The organism is Streptomyces sp. NPDC025638, from assembly GCF_055558775.1.
The window spans coordinates 590,323-604,869 of record NZ_JBVHLX010000001.1 but is presented as its reverse complement, the minus strand read 5'-3'; the positions used below and the strand labels follow the sequence as shown (position 1 = coordinate 604,869).

The window sequence follows — 14,547 nt, the reverse complement described above, 5'->3', positions numbered from 1 at the left end:
TCTACGCCACATCCGCGTTCTCCCACTCCAGGACACGCACCGCGGCCTGGACGCACAGTCCTCTGATGCACACTTCCAGCGGGCTGGCGTCGGGGAAGAGCCGCTGCCCGTCCCTGGTGCGCCAGGCCGTCACGAACTCCTCCGGGTCCACCCAGGAGAGTGCCGAGTAGCTGGCGCTGCTGACCGGGAACGCCTCGGTGCCGGAGTGGATCCGGGCGACCAGCGCCACCATGAAGGTGGGTTCGACGCTGCCGTCACGTCCCGTCGGGTCCTCCACGTCGCCGTGCAGCACACAGTGGACGAAGCACTCGCCCGAGACCAGCCCGGACTCCAGGGCGTCCCCCATGCGCAGCTTCTTGGCGAGCACGGTCTCCACCAGCAGCCCCTCCAGCGTCGTGGTCGCCCGGGAGACCCCGAAGCCGCGGGAGGTCCCGTTCCCGTCGGCGCGGGCGAGGCCGGGCAGGCCGACCGGGACCAGGCAGGCCAGTTGCAGGGCGAGTTCGCGCGGTATCCGGATCGTGGGGACGCTGACCACGCCCGGATGCCGGTCGTTGCATTCCGGCCTTCGTATTCCCACAAGCACCTGCGGGCGCGGCTCGGCGCGCAGGAAGACGAAGGCCGCCACCGCTTCATGGTCCATCGGGCACCACCGGAACAGGCTCGTTGAAGACATGGTTCACCAGCCACTCCCGCCCGCGCAGCAGCAGCCGGTTCAGCTCGCTGTCGTACGTCCCCGAGTAGAGGAGGGACTCGCCCACACGCGACAGAACGCGGGGATCTCCGCCGTTCCACTGGCTGGCGAGAGCGAGTTCGTCGGGCTGGCGGTAGAGCACCACTTCGAAGATGGAGAAGAACAGCTGTTCGTCGGTGTTCTCGCGTTCCACCACCTGGAACCCACGCAGCCGGAACCGGTTCTCGGGGATGTCGAGACCGGTGGAGTAGAACAGTTCGCGCTGTCCGGCATGGACGAACGCCTCCCGCGACAGGGTCAGCGCTTCGTTGGGGGCGTTGGCCGCCATCCACATGGCGTCGATCGCGTCGCCGGAATCACGGTCCAGAAAGGGCACGACCCCCAGGGCGACCGCGACGTCCTCCTCCAGCACCCGCGCGCTCAGCAGCGACAGCTTTCCGAAGTCGTCGTTGGCCGTCATATGGCTGCGCCGTTTCAGCAGCACGACCGTCTGTCCCGCGGATCTCGCCCGCACCACGCAGATCGTCACCGGAAGGCATGTGCTGCGCCGCGCCTTCGCGCCGTAGGGTTCGAGGGACCGGATCGGCAGCTTCCACAGCTGTGGGTCCGTCGTCGCGGTGCCCGACGCCAGGAGATCGTTGCCCACCTCGGCGATGCGCGGGTCGACCGGAGCGCAGTCGACCTGCCGGGTCAGGAAGTCACTGGCGCCGTCGGCCCATTCCCTGATGTTGGCGGCGATCTGCTGGAACTTCGGCGTGCCCTCCTCGTAGGACTCGTACTGCTCGACGCCCGAAGCGGAGGGCGGCCCGATGGCCGCCCACACCCGCTGTCGCCCGGTCTCCCGCTGCTTCACCAGGATCGACATCTGCAGATACAGAAGATCCATGGAGAGCAGGTGGAACCCTCTGTCCCGGGCTTCGGTCACGGCCTGCGGCCGCTGCCACTGCTGGACCGAGTTGCGCAGCGCGGTGACGGCCGACTGCCACTGCTGCACCACCGGGCCGAGGCGTACGTTCCAGCGGTTGGCGAGGATCAGGGTGGGTGCCGGGGTCACATAGCGGAAGACGTCCCACGGCAGTTCGGGGTCGGTCCCCGGCGCGCTGGAGGCCACCGACTGGATCGCGGTGATGAACTCCCGTGACGCCACACCGCACACCGTGACCTCGGAGGCCTCACGCAGTGCCTGGCCCAGCTCGCTCTGCAGCGAGGCCGCGGTCATGCTCACCGCCCCCGCGTTCGGCGCGACACCGACCCCCGCACGCCCCGTACCCGAACCGGAACGGAGCAATCCTCTGGCCGCCAGCGCCTGGTCGGCTTCTAATCCTGATGGCATACGCCACCACCATCCCCCGATATGAGCCTGCTCAGGTTATCGATCGATACACACGGGCAACTTCGTGAATCATCACGCTCCACCGGTTCAGCAGTTCGTCCTCTCGGAATTCCGGGCCCACGGCGTATTCGACGAGATCGTGGCACGCCTGTCTGGCACGGTCGTCCTGAATACGGACCGCCCGCAGCAGAAGACTGCGTCTGACGACGCTGCTCGGTTCGGTGAGGGACTGCACGACATCGACACCCTGGAAAAGCGTGAGTATTTCGTCGCACTGCACGCGCTGGTTGTCGGTCCGGCGTTTACGGCCGTCCAGCAGACTGCTGACCATCGGAGCGAGCAGCCCCGCCAGCAGTCCGAGAATCGCCGTACCCGTGGGAAGCAGCGCACTCAGCATTTCCCCCCTCGCTCCCCCGTCATGTCTTGGTGAGCAGACCCCGCTCGATTCCCTTGTCGATGGCCTCGTACGCGACCTTGGCCAGCGCCGGGATGGTCTCCTCGACCCGCTCCACCCGGTGCCGTACTGCCGCCGCGGCGACACCGTGCCGCTGCCACGAGGACTTCTCCCCGGCCATGAGGTTCATGAAGATCGGCAGCAGGACGTCCAGGGCCATGACGTACTTGCCCTCGGCCGTCTGGGTGAACTCGTACTCACGCCAGCCCGTCTCCAGCTCCTCGCGCTCCTGGGCGGGCAGTGGCCGCAGCAGGACGTCGATGGCGCGCTCCTCACGCCGCCGGCGGCCGGCGGCCGCGGGGCCGTAGACGAAGGTGTCCCCGGCAACCACCTCGACCATGTCGTGCACCACCGCGAGACCCACGCAGCGCATCGGGTCGATCGGCTCGGCGGCGTATCGGGTGAACAGTAAGCAGGCCAGGGCGACGTGCCAGGAATGCTCGGCGGTGTTCTCGCGGCGCGATCCGTTCGACACCGGATTCTGCCGCTGGACATGTTTCAGTTCATCCATCCGGCCGAGGAAATCAAGGAGTTGCGAAAGCTCGGTATCCGGATCGCCTATTCCCAGTTCGGTCAGTTCGTCGACACGTGGGAAACCAGGAAGGGTTCGCACCGCTTCGGCCCATGTCATGATCTACCTCCCCTTGTGTGATCGAGACACCGAGGCTAGCAGGGCGACATGGCCGAGTTGTGCCCTTTTACAGGTCCCCGGCTACAGGTCCCCGACGTGCCAAGATCAGCGGAGTTGATCGATTGCGGCACGGCGGCCCCGGAATTCGATCATGCCAGGATGCACGCGGAAGTAATCGCTCCCCCTCCCCCCGCAACTGCCAGGCGGCAGCTTCCTCCGCCCTATACCCGATTCGACCGGCGGCGAAGCCAGAAAGAATACCGAAAGTGAGTTCCACGGGAATATGACTCATTCCCGACGCGCCTCGGCTTCAGCCGTTCCCCGGAACGATCAGACCCGACTCGTACGCCACGACGACGAGTTGTGCCCTGTCCCTCGCCCCCAGCTTGCCCATGATGCGGCTGACATGGGTCTTGGCCGTCAGCGGGCTCAGGCCCAGGGCCTCGGCGATCTCGGTGTTGTTGAGGCCGCGGGCCACCAGGGCCAGCACCTCGCGCTCCCGCTCGGAGAGGCATTCCGGTCCGGCCGTGGACGGCGCCGACGGGCTGCGCAGGAAGCGCTCGATCAGCCGGGCCGTCGGGCCCGGGGAGAGCAGGGCCTCGCCCGCGGCCACCGTGCGGATGGCGTCCAGGAGTTCGGCCGGGCGGGTGTCCTTCACCAGGAAGCCGGAGGCACCGGCGCGCAGCGCCTCCACGATGTGCTCGTCGGTGTCGTAGGTGGTCAGGACGAGGACCCGCACCCCGGCCAGGTCCTCGGCCGCGGCGATGCGCCGGGTGGCCTCGATGCCGTCGAGGTCGGGCATGCGGATGTCCATGACGACGAGATCGGCGCGCTCCCGGCGGGCCAGCTCCACGGCCTCCCGGCCGGTGCCGGCCTGCCCGACGACCTCCATGTCCTTCGCCGACTCGACGAGCATGGCGAAGGCGGCCCGCACGAGGGTCTGGTCGTCGGCGAGCAGGACGCGGATGGCGCTCATGCGGCTCCCTCCAGAGGCAGTTGCGCGGTCACCTCGAAGCCCTCCCCGTCCGCCCGGGGCCCGGCCTGCACCGTGCCGCCCACACTGCGCGCCCGCTCCCGCATCCCGACCAGGCCGAAGCCGGGGGTGGCGTCAGCCGCGCCCGTGCCGTCGTCGGTGACCCGGACCCGCAGGGCGCCGTCCAGCTCGTCCACGCTCACCCGCACGCACAGATCGTCCCGCCCGCCGTGCCGCACCGCGTTGGTGAGCGCCTCCTGCACGATGCGGTAGGCGGCCGCGCCGACGGCGGGCGGCGGATCACCGGCCCGTACCGTCAGCTCCACCTTCGCCCCCGCCGCCCGCGCGGTCACCGCGAGGTCCGGCAGGCCGTGCAGGCCGGGCAGGGGGCCGCGGGTGTCCGGCGAGGCGTGGTCGCCGTCGCGCAGGACCTCCAGGGTCGTACGGATCTCACCGCGGGCCGTGCGGCAGGTCTCGGCGATGTCGTCGAGGGCCTTGGCGACGGCCTCGCGGTCCAGACGCGTCGGGTCGGCGGCGAGGACATGCGCGGCAACCGAGGTCTGGACGCCGATCAGGGTGATGCTGTGGGCGAGGAGGTCGTGCAGGTCACGGGCGATGCGCAGACGCTCCTCGGCCACCCGGCGGCGGGCCTCCTCCTCGCGGGTGCGCTCGGCGCGTTCGGCCCGCTCCACGGCGGCGGCCACGTTCTCCCGGTGGACGCGGAGGTAGCTGCCGATGACGAGCATCGCGATGACCCACCCGGTGATGCGCATGCTCTCGGCGACCCCGGCCATGCCGTCGCCGATCTTCAGGAGCACCATGAGTCCGATGACGCCGGCCCCGATCGGCAGCGTGCGCCGCAGGTTCCGGGTCTCGGCCACGGTGTAGAGCGCGGCCATCGAGGCGGCGGTGGGCGCGGAGTGGTTGAAGTCGAGTTGGTGGTACGTCGCGAGCAGCGCGATCGCCACGCACAGCACCGCCATCGGCGCCCGCCGCCGCCACACCAGCGGCACATGGGCCGAGAGCAGCAGGGTCCAGCCGAGCGCGTCCGGGTGCCGCCCGCTGCCGAGGTCGGCGGCGGCGAGGACGGACGCGACGACGGCGAGGGCGGCGGCGAGGCTCGCGTCCTGCCGCAGGGTGTCGCGGGGCGCGAACCCGAGGGCCGCGCGGATTCGCCGGCCGGGACCGGGCCGGGCGTCGATGAGGGTTGCCTGCACGAGGTTCATCTTCCGCTGGACGGGCGCCCCCGCGGCAGGCAGGGGCGCCCGGTTCTTCGGCTCACCGGCTCCGGTGCTTCAGCCCACCAGCTCCGGCGCGGCTTGCGGCCGTACCGGGTCCGGTGTCCGCGACAGCCGTCCCGGCCACCACACCCGCCGTCCCAGCGCCACGCTCGCGCTGGTCACCAGATAGGTCCGGACGAGGAAGGTGTCCAGCAGCACGCCGACCGAGATGACGAAGCCGAGCTCGACGAGCGGGACCAGGCCCATGTTGGTCAGCACCGCGAAGGTGGCCGCGAGGACGAGTCCCGCGGAGGCGATCACCCCGCCGGTGGTGCGCAGCGCGGTCAGCGCGGCAGCGGCGGGTTCGGCGCCGTTCAGCGACTCCTCCCGCATGCGGTGCATGAGGAAGATGCCGTAGTCGACGCCGAGGGCGACCAGGAACACGAAGGACAGCAGTCCGAGGCCGGGATCCGTGCCGTGGAGGCCGAACAGCGGCTCGAAGACCAGCCCGCCGATGCCGAGCGCCGCGCCCCACACCGCGACCACGGCGGTCACCAGGATCAGCGGCGCGACCAGGGAGCGCAGCAGGGCGACGAGGATCAGCAGGACGGAGAGGAGGACGATCGGCACGACGACCAGCCGGTCGCGCGCGTTGGTGTCCTCCAGGTCGATCTGCTGGGCGCTGGGCCCGCCGACGTAGGAGCCCTTGAGGGCGTGCCGGAGTTCCTTGATGGTGGCGGTCTCGGCCGCGGACTGGGGCGGCGCCGCGGCGATCACGGCGATCTCGGTCCAGCCCCCGCCGGTGCGGCCGCGTTGTGCGCTCACGACTCCGTCCGTGTCACGGACCGCTGCCAGGGTGGCGTCGGCCCGGTCCGCCGGGGTGATGACGTCGATGGGCTGGGCGGACCGCTCGGGGTAGGCCTTGGCGAGGGTCTCCATGGCGACGACGGAGTCGGGCTTGTCGATGAAACTGTCCTGCTGTTTGACCGTGCCGGGCAGGTTCAGGGTGCCCAGCGCGAGCGCGCCGAGCAGGACGGCTCCCGCGGCCAGGACCGTGCGCGGGCGGCGCCCGGCGGAACTGCCCATCGCGGCGAACAGCGACCGGCGGACCTTGGGCGTGCTGCCGTAGGCGGGCACCAGCGGCCAGAACACCCGACGCCCCAGCAGGACGAGGACGGCGGGCAGGAGGGTCAGCATGGCGGCGAGGGCGCACAGCACCCCGACGGTCCCCAGCGGGCCCATGCCCCGGCTGGAGTTGAGGTCGGCGGCGAGCAGGCACAGCAGTCCGGCGGCCACCGTGCCCGAGGAGGCGAGGACGGCGGGCCCGCAGCCGCGCAGCGCGGCCCGCATCGCGTCGTACGGCCGCTCGTGGCGCCGCAGCTCCTCCCGGTACCGGGAGACCAGCAGCAGGGCGTAGTCGGTGCCGGCACCGAAGACGAGGATGGTCATCACGCCCTGGCTCTGGCCGGAGACGGTGGTGCCGAAGCCCTGGTTGAGGCCGTAGGCCACCCCCATGGACAGGAAGTCGGCGGTGCCGGCGACGACCAGCGGGACCAGCCACAGCAGCGGGCTGCGGTAGATGAGGATCAGCAGGACGGCGACGACGGCGACCGTGGTGTAGAGCAGCGGTCCGCCGAGCGAGTCGTAGACCTTGCCCGCGTCCGTGGCCAGGGCGCTCGGGCCGCCGACGTCGACGGTCAGCCCGTCCTGGTCGTGGGCGACCCGGCGGACGTCCGCGACCAGGGCGTCGCGCTTCTTCTCGTCGGTGCCGGGCTCGTTGCTGGTCACCGGGTACATGAGGGTGGTGCCGTCCTTGGCCGGGATCCCCCTCGGGGTGGCGGTCAGCGTGTGCTGCCCGGCGATCGTGGCGATCTGCCTGCCCGCCGTGGCCCGGTCGGCGGCGGTGAGGCCGCCGTCGCGGTGGTAGACGAGGACCAGTTCGGTGGTCTCGCCGCCGGGCAGGCGGTCCTGGATCTTCGCGACCTGGGTGGAGTCGGCGTTCGCCGGCAGGTAGTCGGTGACCCGGTTGTGCTGGACGTCGGCGAGTTTCGAGGCGAACGGCGAGGCAACGGCCAGGACGCCGATCCACAGCGCGATCAGCAGCCAGGGGATGGCGCGTCGTCTTGTGCGTGTCGTTTCTGCGGCCCCCATGGTGACGGGCTCTCCCTCCGGCGCGGATGTCTGGGTGTGGTCTCCAGACTTCCGGCGCCGAGGGCGGGATTCGTCGCGCGGGAGGGCGAGTTCGGGGGTACTGCGACGGGTGACCGGGGGGCCGGATTACTCCCCGGGGAGTATCAGGAGGGCGTACGCGCCGCCGCGAGAAGCCGGGTGACCTCGTCCGCGCAGATGGTCAGGGCGCCGCCGATGGTGGTGAGGACATCGCGCTCGGCGGGCGTGTAGGGGCCGTCGGCGAGGGCGATGCGGGCGGCCTGGAGGAGGACCGACTCACGGCCGGCGGGGGCGAGGTGCGGGGCCAGCGGGTCGAGGGACTCGTGCAGCTCTATGGCCAGGCCGGCACCGCACGGCTGGTCGTAGAGCCGCCCGGTGTCGGCGGCGAGGGCCTCGACGAGCGCGCTGAGCTGGTCCTCGGTGCAGTCCTCGAAGCCGGCGGCACGGACCGTGCTCGCGGCGGCCTCCAGGGACGTACGGGCGCAGGTGTCGCCCGTGGCGAGGACGGCCAGGGCGACGGTGTGCACGGCGTCGCGCAGCATCGCGGAGAAGCGGGAGGTGGTCGGATGGTCGAGGACGTCGGTGCCGAAGTGGCGGCGGCAGGCCGCGCACTCGACGACCGGTCCGGTCGCCCCGCGCGGCAGCACCGGCACGCCGAGGAGGGTGAAGCGGCGCCGGCCGGTGAGCCGCTGGTAGTTGCGGTCCCCTCCGCAGCCGGGACAGAAGAACTCGCCGTCGCCCACGGGGGTCCACGCGGTGCGGGTACCCACAATGCGCACAGGCCTGGTGGCACGGTCGTCTCGTCCCCGTACTGGCAGCACGTCGCACCTCCGTAACGCCGCGGCAACATCGCCGCGCTGGCGTGATGTTAGCCACATTGTCGAGGTGGAGTCATTACCCAGTACGAGACCTGTCCGTGACCTCCTCGTACCCATGGCCGAGAAACGACGCCGGCCCGACCGCCGTGCACAGCGGTCGGGGCAGCGAAATGCCTGGTCGGACGGGGTCAGCGGGTCGCGCGGTTCACGGCGGACACGACCGCCTTGAGCGACGCACGCGTCGTGTTCGCGTCGATGCCGATGCCCCACAGAACCTTGTCGCCGATCGCGCACTCGATGTACGAGGCGGCCTGCGCGGAGGCGCCCTCGCTCATCGTGTGCTCCTGGTAGTCCAGCAGGCGTACGTCGATGCCGATGGACTGCAGGGCGTCGAAGAAGGCCGAGATCGGACCGTTGCCGGTACCGGTCAGGACGGTGTCCTCGCCGTCGACCGTCGCCTCGACGGTGAGGCTGTCCACGCCGTCGGTGTCCGTCGTCGACTGGCCGGTGCGGACCTGGATGCGGCCCCAGGGGTTGTCCGGGTTCGGCAGGTACTCGTCCTGGAAGACCGACCAGATGTCGGCGGCCGTGACCTCGCCGCCCTCGGCGTCCGTCTTCGCCTGGATGAGCTTCGAGAACTCGATCTGCATCCGACGCGGCAGGTCCAGCTTGTGGTCGTTCTTCAGGACGTACGCGACACCGCCCTTGCCGGACTGCGAGTTGACGCGGATGACGGCCTCGTAGGAGCGGCCGACGTCCTTCGGGTCGATCGGCAGGTACGGGACCGCCCACTCGATGTCGTCGACGGTGACGCCCTTGGCCTCGGCGTCGGCCTCCATGGCGTCGAAGCCCTTCTTGATGGCGTCCTGGTGGGAGCCGGAGAAGGACGTGTAGACCAGGTCGCCCACGTACGGGTGGCGCGGGTGGACCTCCATCTGGTTGCAGTACTCCCACGTACGACGGATCTCGTCGATGTCGGAGAAGTCGATCTGCGGGTCGACGCCCTGCGAGAACAGGTTCATGCCCAGGGTGACCAGGTCGACGTTGCCGGTGCGCTCGCCCTGCCCGAACAGGCAGCCCTCGACGCGGTCGGCGCCGGCCATCAGGGCCAGCTCGGCGGCGGCGACGGCCGTACCGCGGTCGTTGTGCGGGTGGATCGACAGGCAGACGTGCTCGCGGCGGGACAGGTTGCGGCCCATCCACTCGAAGCGGTCGGCGTGGGTGGAGGGGGTGGAGCGCTCGACCGTGGCGGGCAGGTTCAGGATGATCTCGCGGCCCGGACCGGGCTGCCAGACGTCCATGACCGCCTCGCAGACCTCCAGGGCGAAGTCCAGCTCGGTGTCGGTGAAGATCTCCGGCGAGTACTGGTAGCCGAACTCGGTCTCCGGGCCCAGCAGCTTCTCGGCGTACTCCATCACCAGGCGGGTGCCGTCGACGGCGATCTGCTTGATGTCGTCCTTGGAGCTGCGGAAGACGACCCGGCGGAAGACCGGGGCGGTGGCGTTGTAGAGGTGGACGGTGGCGCGCTTGGCGCCCTTCAGGGACTCCACCGTCCGCTCGATCAGGTCCTCGCGGGCCTGGGTCAGTACGGAGATCGTGACGTCGTCCGGGATCGCGCCCTCTTCCTCGATGATCGAGCGCACGAAGTCGAAGTCCGTCTGGCCGGAGGCCGGGAAGCCGACCTCGATCTCCTTGTAGCCCATCTTGACCAGCTGGTCGAACATCCGGCGCTTGCGCTCGGGCGACATGGGGTCGATCAGGGCCTGGTTGCCGTCGCGCAGGTCGGTGGAGAGCCAGCGGGGGGCGGCGGTGATCCGCGTCTCGGGCCAGGTACGGTCCGGGATGTCGACCTGCTCGTACCGGCCGTACTTGTGGATCGGCATGGAACTGGGCTGCTGGCGGTTCGCCATGATTGCGTGGGCTCCTCGAGAAGTCCGGTGTGTGTCCGGTGTCCGGAAGGACGGCCGACGACGCAACGCCAAGCTCCGCGGGGAGGGAGTCGGCCTTTTGACTACAGGCCCTCGCCGCGGCAGCTAAGGAGAAGCAGCCCGAAACGCATGATGCTCCGCAGCCTAGCCGAGCCGGGCCGGGTGCGCGGGCCTGTTTCAGTATGCGGGACCCGAGCGGTAAATAGGACAAAACGTGCGCCATACCACTCAGTGACGCCGACTGGGGTTCTTGTCCCCGTATTTCACCAATCATGGTGGCGGGTAGTGACAGCGGCATAACACAGTGCGAAGGTGCCGGACATGACCACCCACGGGGGCTTCGAGCCCGTTTTCTGCACGATCGTGCCACCGCACGTCCTCGACAAGCTCGCCCAGACCGAGGACCCCGCGATCGCCCGACCCGCCCGCCGCACCCTGGAGCGCGACGCCTTCGAGCGCACCCACCGGCGGCTGACCACCGTCATCGGCGCGCCGTCCGTCGCCCTGCCCGCCGCGGCCGAGGCCGGCAAGCCGCACCGCACCATCCGCGACCTCCACCACGGCACGGACCTGCCCGGCAAGAAGGTCCGCGCGGAGGGCGCCGACCCGGTCAAGGACGCCACCGTCAACCGCGCCTACGACGGCCTCGGCGCCACCTTCGAGCTGTATCTGAAGGCCTTCGAGCGCGACTCGATCGACGCCAACGGACTGCCGCTTGACGCCACCGTCCACTACGACAAGGACTACAACAACGCCTTCTGGAACGGCGAGCAGATGGTGTTCGGCGACGGGGACGGGGAGATCTTCCTCGACTTCACCCTCCCGATCGACGTCATCGGCCACGAGCTGACCCACGGCGTCACGCAGTACACGGCCAACCTCACCTACTTCGGCCAGCCCGGCGCCCTCAACGAGTCGCTCTCCGATGTCTTCGGCTCGCTGATCAAGCAGTACTCGCTGGGCCAGACCGCCGCGGAGGCCGACTGGCTGATCGGCTCGGGCCTGCTCGCCCCGCGCGTCACCGGCACCGCGCTGCGCTCGATGAAGGCCCCGGGCACGGCGTACGACGACGACGTCCTCGGCAAGGACCCGCAGCCCGCGACGATGGACGACTTCGTGCGCACCGGCCGCGACAACGGCGGCGTCCACATCAACTCCGGCATCCCCAACCACGCCTTCTACCTGCTCGCCACGGCCCTCGGCGGCAACGCCTGGGAGCGGGCCGGACAGATCTGGTACGACACACTGACGAGCGGCCAATTGAAGAAGGACGCGCTGTTCGCGGACTTCGCCACGCTGACCGTCGCGGCGGCGAAGGCACGCTACGGCGCGGGCGACGAGACGGACGCCGTCAGCAAGGCCTGGGAGCAGGTCGGGGTGCGCACCCTCTAGATCCGTACTAGACAGAGACCCATGCGTATTCAGGTGAGTCGCACGGGCGGATTCGCGGGCATCGAGCGGCATGCCGAGGTGGACACCTCGGGGCGGCCCGACGCACCCGAGTGGGAGGCCCTGGCCGGGCAGGCGCTCGCCGCCGGCCGGGGCACACCGCCCCTCGGGGTGCCGGACGGCTTCAGCTACGAGATCACGGTCGACGGCAAGACCGTGTACGCGGCGGATCCCCATCTGACCCAGGACCAGCGCAGGCTGATCACATGGGTGCTGAAGGAAGGGGCGTGACCCGCCGGGATCGTTGACTGCGGGTTCGCGCCTGGGCGTTGACTTCCGTTACCAGCGGTAAGGATGATCGCGCCCATGGCGACGAACCCGATACCTCAGTTCCCGGCCGGTTTTCTGTGGGGCGTGTCGACCTCGGCCCATCAGATCGAGGGGGCGGTGGACGAGCGCGAGCCGTCCGTGTGGGACGCGTTCACGGCAGAGCCGGGACGGGTGAAGGACGGCTCGACGGCGGCGGTGGCCTGCGACCACTACCACCGCTACCGCGAGGACGTGGCGCTCCTGGCCGGCCTGGGCGTGGACGCGTACCGCTTCTCCATCTCCTGGCCGAGGGTGAACTCCCCGAACGGCCTGGACTTCTACGACCGCCTGGTGGACGAGCTGTGCGCGGCGGGCGTACGCCCCGTCCCGACCCTCTTCCACTGGGACCTGCCGGTTCAGTACGACTGGCTGGACCGGGACACCGCGGCGCGCTTCGCCGAGTACGTCTCGGTGGTCGCCGCCCGGCTCGGCGACCGCGTCACCAAGTGGATCACCCTCAACGAACCCGCGGAACACACCCTGCTGGGCCACGCCATCGGCGCCCACGCCCCGGGAAAGCGGCTCGTCTTCGACGCGCTCCCCGTCGCCCACCACCAGCTCCTGGCCCACGGCCTCGCGGTACGGGCGCTGCGCGCGGCCGGGGCCACGGACATCGGCATCGCCAACTCGCATGGTCCGACCTGGCCCGCTTCGCAGGAGCCCGCCGACCTGGAGGCGGCGGGCTTCTACGACCTGCTGCTCAACCGACTGTTCGCCGAGCCGCTCATCCTCGGCGAATACCCGGACGGGATGGGCGAGTTGATGCCCGGCGACGTCCAGTCGGACCTGAAGGCGATCGCCGAGCCGGTCGACTGGTACGGCATCAACTACTACGCCCCGACGAAGGTGGGCGCCCCGCACGGCACCGACACCGAGTTCGGCGGTCTGACGATCCCCTCCGAACTCCCTTTCTCCGTCCGGGAGATCGAGGGCCGCCCGGTGACCGACTTCGGCTGGCCCGTCGTCCCCGAGGGCCTCACGGAGCTGCTCACCGGCTTCCGCGACCGCTACGGCGACCGGCTCCCTCCCGTCGTCATCACCGAGAACGGCTGCTCGTACGAGGGCATCGACGACCAGGACCGGATCGCCTACCTGGACGGCCATGTGCGGGCGCTGCACCGGGCGGTGGAGGCCGGGGTGGACGTACGCGGCTACTTCGTCTGGTCGCTGCTCGACAACTTCGAGTGGGCGGAGGGGTACGCGCGCCGGTTCGGTCTCGTGCACGTCGACTACGAGACGCAGCGACGGACCCCGAAGGCCTCGTACCGCTGGTTCCAGGAGGTGCTGCGGGCGCAGAGACAGGGGGCGCGGGGATGACGACGACCCGTCCGCCGGCCGCACTGGCCGAGCCGGTCGAGCGGGTCGGCCGGGGCTGGACGGCGGCGCTCTCGCTGGCCAACGGGGCGATATGGGTGGGCTGGTTCGGGCCGCTGCAGATCCTGCTCGCCTCCCAGGCAGGGGACTTCGCGCCCGGCTCCGGCATGTCCAAGGAGACGATGCTGGCGTGGGTCACGGGCGTGGGCGCGGTCGTGTCCCTGATCGCCAACCCGGTCTTCGGCGCGCTGTCCGACCGGACCACGTCCCGCTGGGGCCGCCGCACGCCGTGGATCGTGGCCGGCGCGGCGGGCGGCGCGCTGTCGCTGCTGCTGCTCGCGGGCGCGGGCGGGGTGTGGACGATGGCGCTGGGCTGGTGCCTGGTCCAGCTGACGCTCAACGCGGCCTTCGCGGCGGTCACGGCGGCGGTGCCGGACCGGGTGCCCAGGCTGCAACGGGGCGCGGTGGGCGGCTGGTTGGGGGCGGCGCAGATCCTCGGCGTGGTCGGCGGGACGGGCCTGGCGACGGCGGCGGGCGGGATCGGGGCCGGGTATGTCGCGTGCGCGGTGTTCACGCTCGCGGGCGTGCTGCCGTACGTCCTGCGCTACGAGGACCTGCGGCTGGCGGACGCGGACCGGCCGCCCTGGGACTGGCGGGGCTTCCTCGCGGGCTTCTGGCTGAGTCCGCGCCGCCACCCCGACCTCGGCTGGGCCTGGCTGACCCGCTTCCTGATCAACCTCAGCAACTCCCTCGTCCTGCTCTACCTCCTGTACTACCTGCGCGACCGCCTCGACTACCCCGACCCCGACGAGGGCGTGCTCATCCTGACGGCGGTGAACGGCCTGACCCTGCTGGGCACGGTCGTGGTCGGCGGGGTCTGGTCGGACCGGGTGGGCCGGCGCAAGCCGTTCGTGCTCTGGTCGGGCGCGCTGATGGCGGTGGCGACGGCACTGCTGTCGGGGTGGCAGACCTGGCCGGGCGCGATCGTGGCGGCGGCGGTCCTGGGCATCGGCTTCGGCGTGTTCACCTCGGTCGACTTCGCGCTGATGACGGACGTCCTGCCGAAGGCACTGGACCGGGGCAAGGACCTGGGCGTCATCAACGTGGCCAACGCCCTCCCCCAGGTAACCGCCCCCGCCCTCGCCGCACCGATCGTGACGTACCTGGGCGGCTACCGGGTGCTGTACCTGGTGGCAGCGGTGATCGGACTGGCCGGGGCGGGGCTCGTGAACCGGATACGGGGGGTCGACTGAGAGTC

General features: G+C 70.5%; 13 protein-coding genes. 4 read left to right on the top strand and 9 right to left on the bottom strand.

Going from position 1 to position 14,547, the window contains the following annotated elements:
• Position 1: 1 nt before the first annotated feature.
• The 9 genes from ACZ4EG_RS02695 to leuA all read right to left on the bottom strand — a co-directional run bounded on the left by ACZ4EG_RS02695 (position 2) and on the right by leuA (position 10,199).
• Positions 2 to 640, bottom strand: a complete 639-nt coding sequence (locus ACZ4EG_RS02695; RefSeq protein ID WP_390706492.1) for a hypothetical protein — start codon at positions 638 to 640, stop codon at positions 2 to 4.
• Positions 630 to 1,910, bottom strand: a complete 1,281-nt coding sequence (locus tag ACZ4EG_RS02690; RefSeq protein WP_453551891.1) for a hypothetical protein — start codon at positions 1,908 to 1,910, stop codon at positions 630 to 632. The genes ACZ4EG_RS02695 and ACZ4EG_RS02690 overlap by 11 nt, the downstream gene beginning before the upstream one ends.
• 145 nt (positions 1,911 to 2,055) lie before the next feature.
• Complete coding sequence (locus tag ACZ4EG_RS02685; RefSeq protein WP_363295063.1) at positions 2,056 to 2,421, bottom strand: hypothetical protein; 366 nt, start codon at positions 2,419 to 2,421, stop codon at positions 2,056 to 2,058.
• A gap of 19 nt (positions 2,422 to 2,440) precedes the next feature.
• Positions 2,441 to 2,989: an HD domain-containing protein gene (locus ACZ4EG_RS02680; RefSeq protein ID WP_453551887.1), complete on the bottom strand. Its 549-nt coding sequence runs from the start codon at positions 2,987 to 2,989 to the stop codon at positions 2,441 to 2,443.
• A 430-nt stretch (positions 2,990 to 3,419) separates the two neighbouring features.
• Positions 3,420 to 4,085, bottom strand: a complete 666-nt coding sequence (locus ACZ4EG_RS02675) for a response regulator (RefSeq protein WP_467789268.1) — start codon at positions 4,083 to 4,085, stop codon at positions 3,420 to 3,422.
• On the bottom strand, positions 4,082 to 5,308 hold the full coding sequence (locus ACZ4EG_RS02670; RefSeq protein WP_453551881.1) for a sensor histidine kinase: 1,227 nt from the start codon (positions 5,306 to 5,308) through the stop codon (positions 4,082 to 4,084). The genes ACZ4EG_RS02675 and ACZ4EG_RS02670 overlap by 4 nt, the downstream gene beginning before the upstream one ends.
• Positions 5,309 to 5,377: 69 nt before the next feature.
• On the bottom strand, positions 5,378 to 7,453 hold the full coding sequence (locus tag ACZ4EG_RS02665) for an MMPL family transporter (RefSeq protein WP_467789267.1): 2,076 nt from the start codon (positions 7,451 to 7,453) through the stop codon (positions 5,378 to 5,380).
• 143 nt (positions 7,454 to 7,596) lie between these two features.
• The gene (locus ACZ4EG_RS02660; protein ID WP_467789266.1) at positions 7,597 to 8,292 is read right to left on the bottom strand and encodes a tellurite resistance TerB family protein; all 696 of its coding nucleotides are present in this window, start codon (positions 8,290 to 8,292) and stop codon (positions 7,597 to 7,599) included.
• A 185-nt stretch (positions 8,293 to 8,477) separates the two neighbouring features.
• Positions 8,478 to 10,199 (bottom strand): 2-isopropylmalate synthase, encoded by a 1,722-nt coding sequence (gene leuA / locus ACZ4EG_RS02655; protein WP_467789265.1) that lies wholly within the window; start codon positions 10,197 to 10,199, stop codon positions 8,478 to 8,480.
• Positions 10,200 to 10,538: 339 nt separating this feature from the next.
• Between leuA and ACZ4EG_RS02650 the strand changes: the two genes are divergently transcribed.
• From ACZ4EG_RS02650 to ACZ4EG_RS02635, 4 genes are all read left to right on the top strand, one after another.
• Positions 10,539 to 11,609: a M4 family metallopeptidase gene (locus tag ACZ4EG_RS02650; protein ID WP_453551871.1), complete on the top strand. Its 1,071-nt coding sequence runs from the start codon at positions 10,539 to 10,541 to the stop codon at positions 11,607 to 11,609.
• 21 nt (positions 11,610 to 11,630) lie between these two features.
• Positions 11,631 to 11,897, top strand: coding sequence for a protealysin inhibitor emfourin (locus tag ACZ4EG_RS02645; RefSeq protein ID WP_453551870.1), 267 nt, complete (start codon positions 11,631 to 11,633; stop codon positions 11,895 to 11,897).
• A gap of 63 nt (positions 11,898 to 11,960) precedes the next feature.
• Positions 11,961 to 13,292, top strand: coding sequence for a GH1 family beta-glucosidase (locus ACZ4EG_RS02640; RefSeq protein ID WP_467789264.1), 1,332 nt, complete (start codon positions 11,961 to 11,963; stop codon positions 13,290 to 13,292).
• Positions 13,289 to 14,542, top strand: coding sequence for an MFS transporter (locus ACZ4EG_RS02635; protein WP_467789263.1), 1,254 nt, complete (start codon positions 13,289 to 13,291; stop codon positions 14,540 to 14,542). The genes ACZ4EG_RS02640 and ACZ4EG_RS02635 overlap by 4 nt, the downstream gene beginning before the upstream one ends.
• The last annotated feature ends 5 nt before the right edge of the window (positions 14,543 to 14,547 follow it).

What these genes read in the sequence shown, in the direction of transcription:
- ACZ4EG_RS02695 (WP_390706492.1), bottom strand. Translation starts at nt 640, where the DNA reads ATGGACCATGAAGCGGTGGCGGCCTTCGTCTTCCTGCGCGCCGAGCCG.
- ACZ4EG_RS02690 (WP_453551891.1), bottom strand. Translation starts at nt 1,910, where the DNA reads ATGACCGCGGCCTCGCTGCAGAGCGAGCTGGGCCAGGCACTGCGTGAG.
- ACZ4EG_RS02685 (WP_363295063.1), bottom strand. Translation starts at nt 2,421, where the DNA reads ATGCTGAGTGCGCTGCTTCCCACGGGTACGGCGATTCTCGGACTGCTG.
- ACZ4EG_RS02680 (WP_453551887.1), bottom strand. Translation starts at nt 2,989, where the DNA reads ATGGATGAACTGAAACATGTCCAGCGGCAGAATCCGGTGTCGAACGGA.
- ACZ4EG_RS02675 (WP_467789268.1), bottom strand. Translation starts at nt 4,085, where the DNA reads ATGAGCGCCATCCGCGTCCTGCTCGCCGACGACCAGACCCTCGTGCGG.
- ACZ4EG_RS02670 (WP_453551881.1), bottom strand. Translation starts at nt 5,308, where the DNA reads ATGAACCTCGTGCAGGCAACCCTCATCGACGCCCGGCCCGGTCCCGGC.
- ACZ4EG_RS02665 (WP_467789267.1), bottom strand. Translation starts at nt 7,453, where the DNA reads ATGGGGGCCGCAGAAACGACACGCACAAGACGACGCGCCATCCCCTGG.
- leuA (WP_467789265.1), bottom strand. Translation starts at nt 10,199, where the DNA reads ATGGCGAACCGCCAGCAGCCCAGTTCCATGCCGATCCACAAGTACGGC.
- ACZ4EG_RS02650 (WP_453551871.1), top strand. Translation starts at nt 10,539, where the DNA reads ATGACCACCCACGGGGGCTTCGAGCCCGTTTTCTGCACGATCGTGCCA.
- ACZ4EG_RS02645 (WP_453551870.1), top strand. Translation starts at nt 11,631, where the DNA reads ATGCGTATTCAGGTGAGTCGCACGGGCGGATTCGCGGGCATCGAGCGG.
- ACZ4EG_RS02640 (WP_467789264.1), top strand. Translation starts at nt 11,961, where the DNA reads ATGATCGCGCCCATGGCGACGAACCCGATACCTCAGTTCCCGGCCGGT.
- ACZ4EG_RS02635 (WP_467789263.1), top strand. Translation starts at nt 13,289, where the DNA reads ATGACGACGACCCGTCCGCCGGCCGCACTGGCCGAGCCGGTCGAGCGG.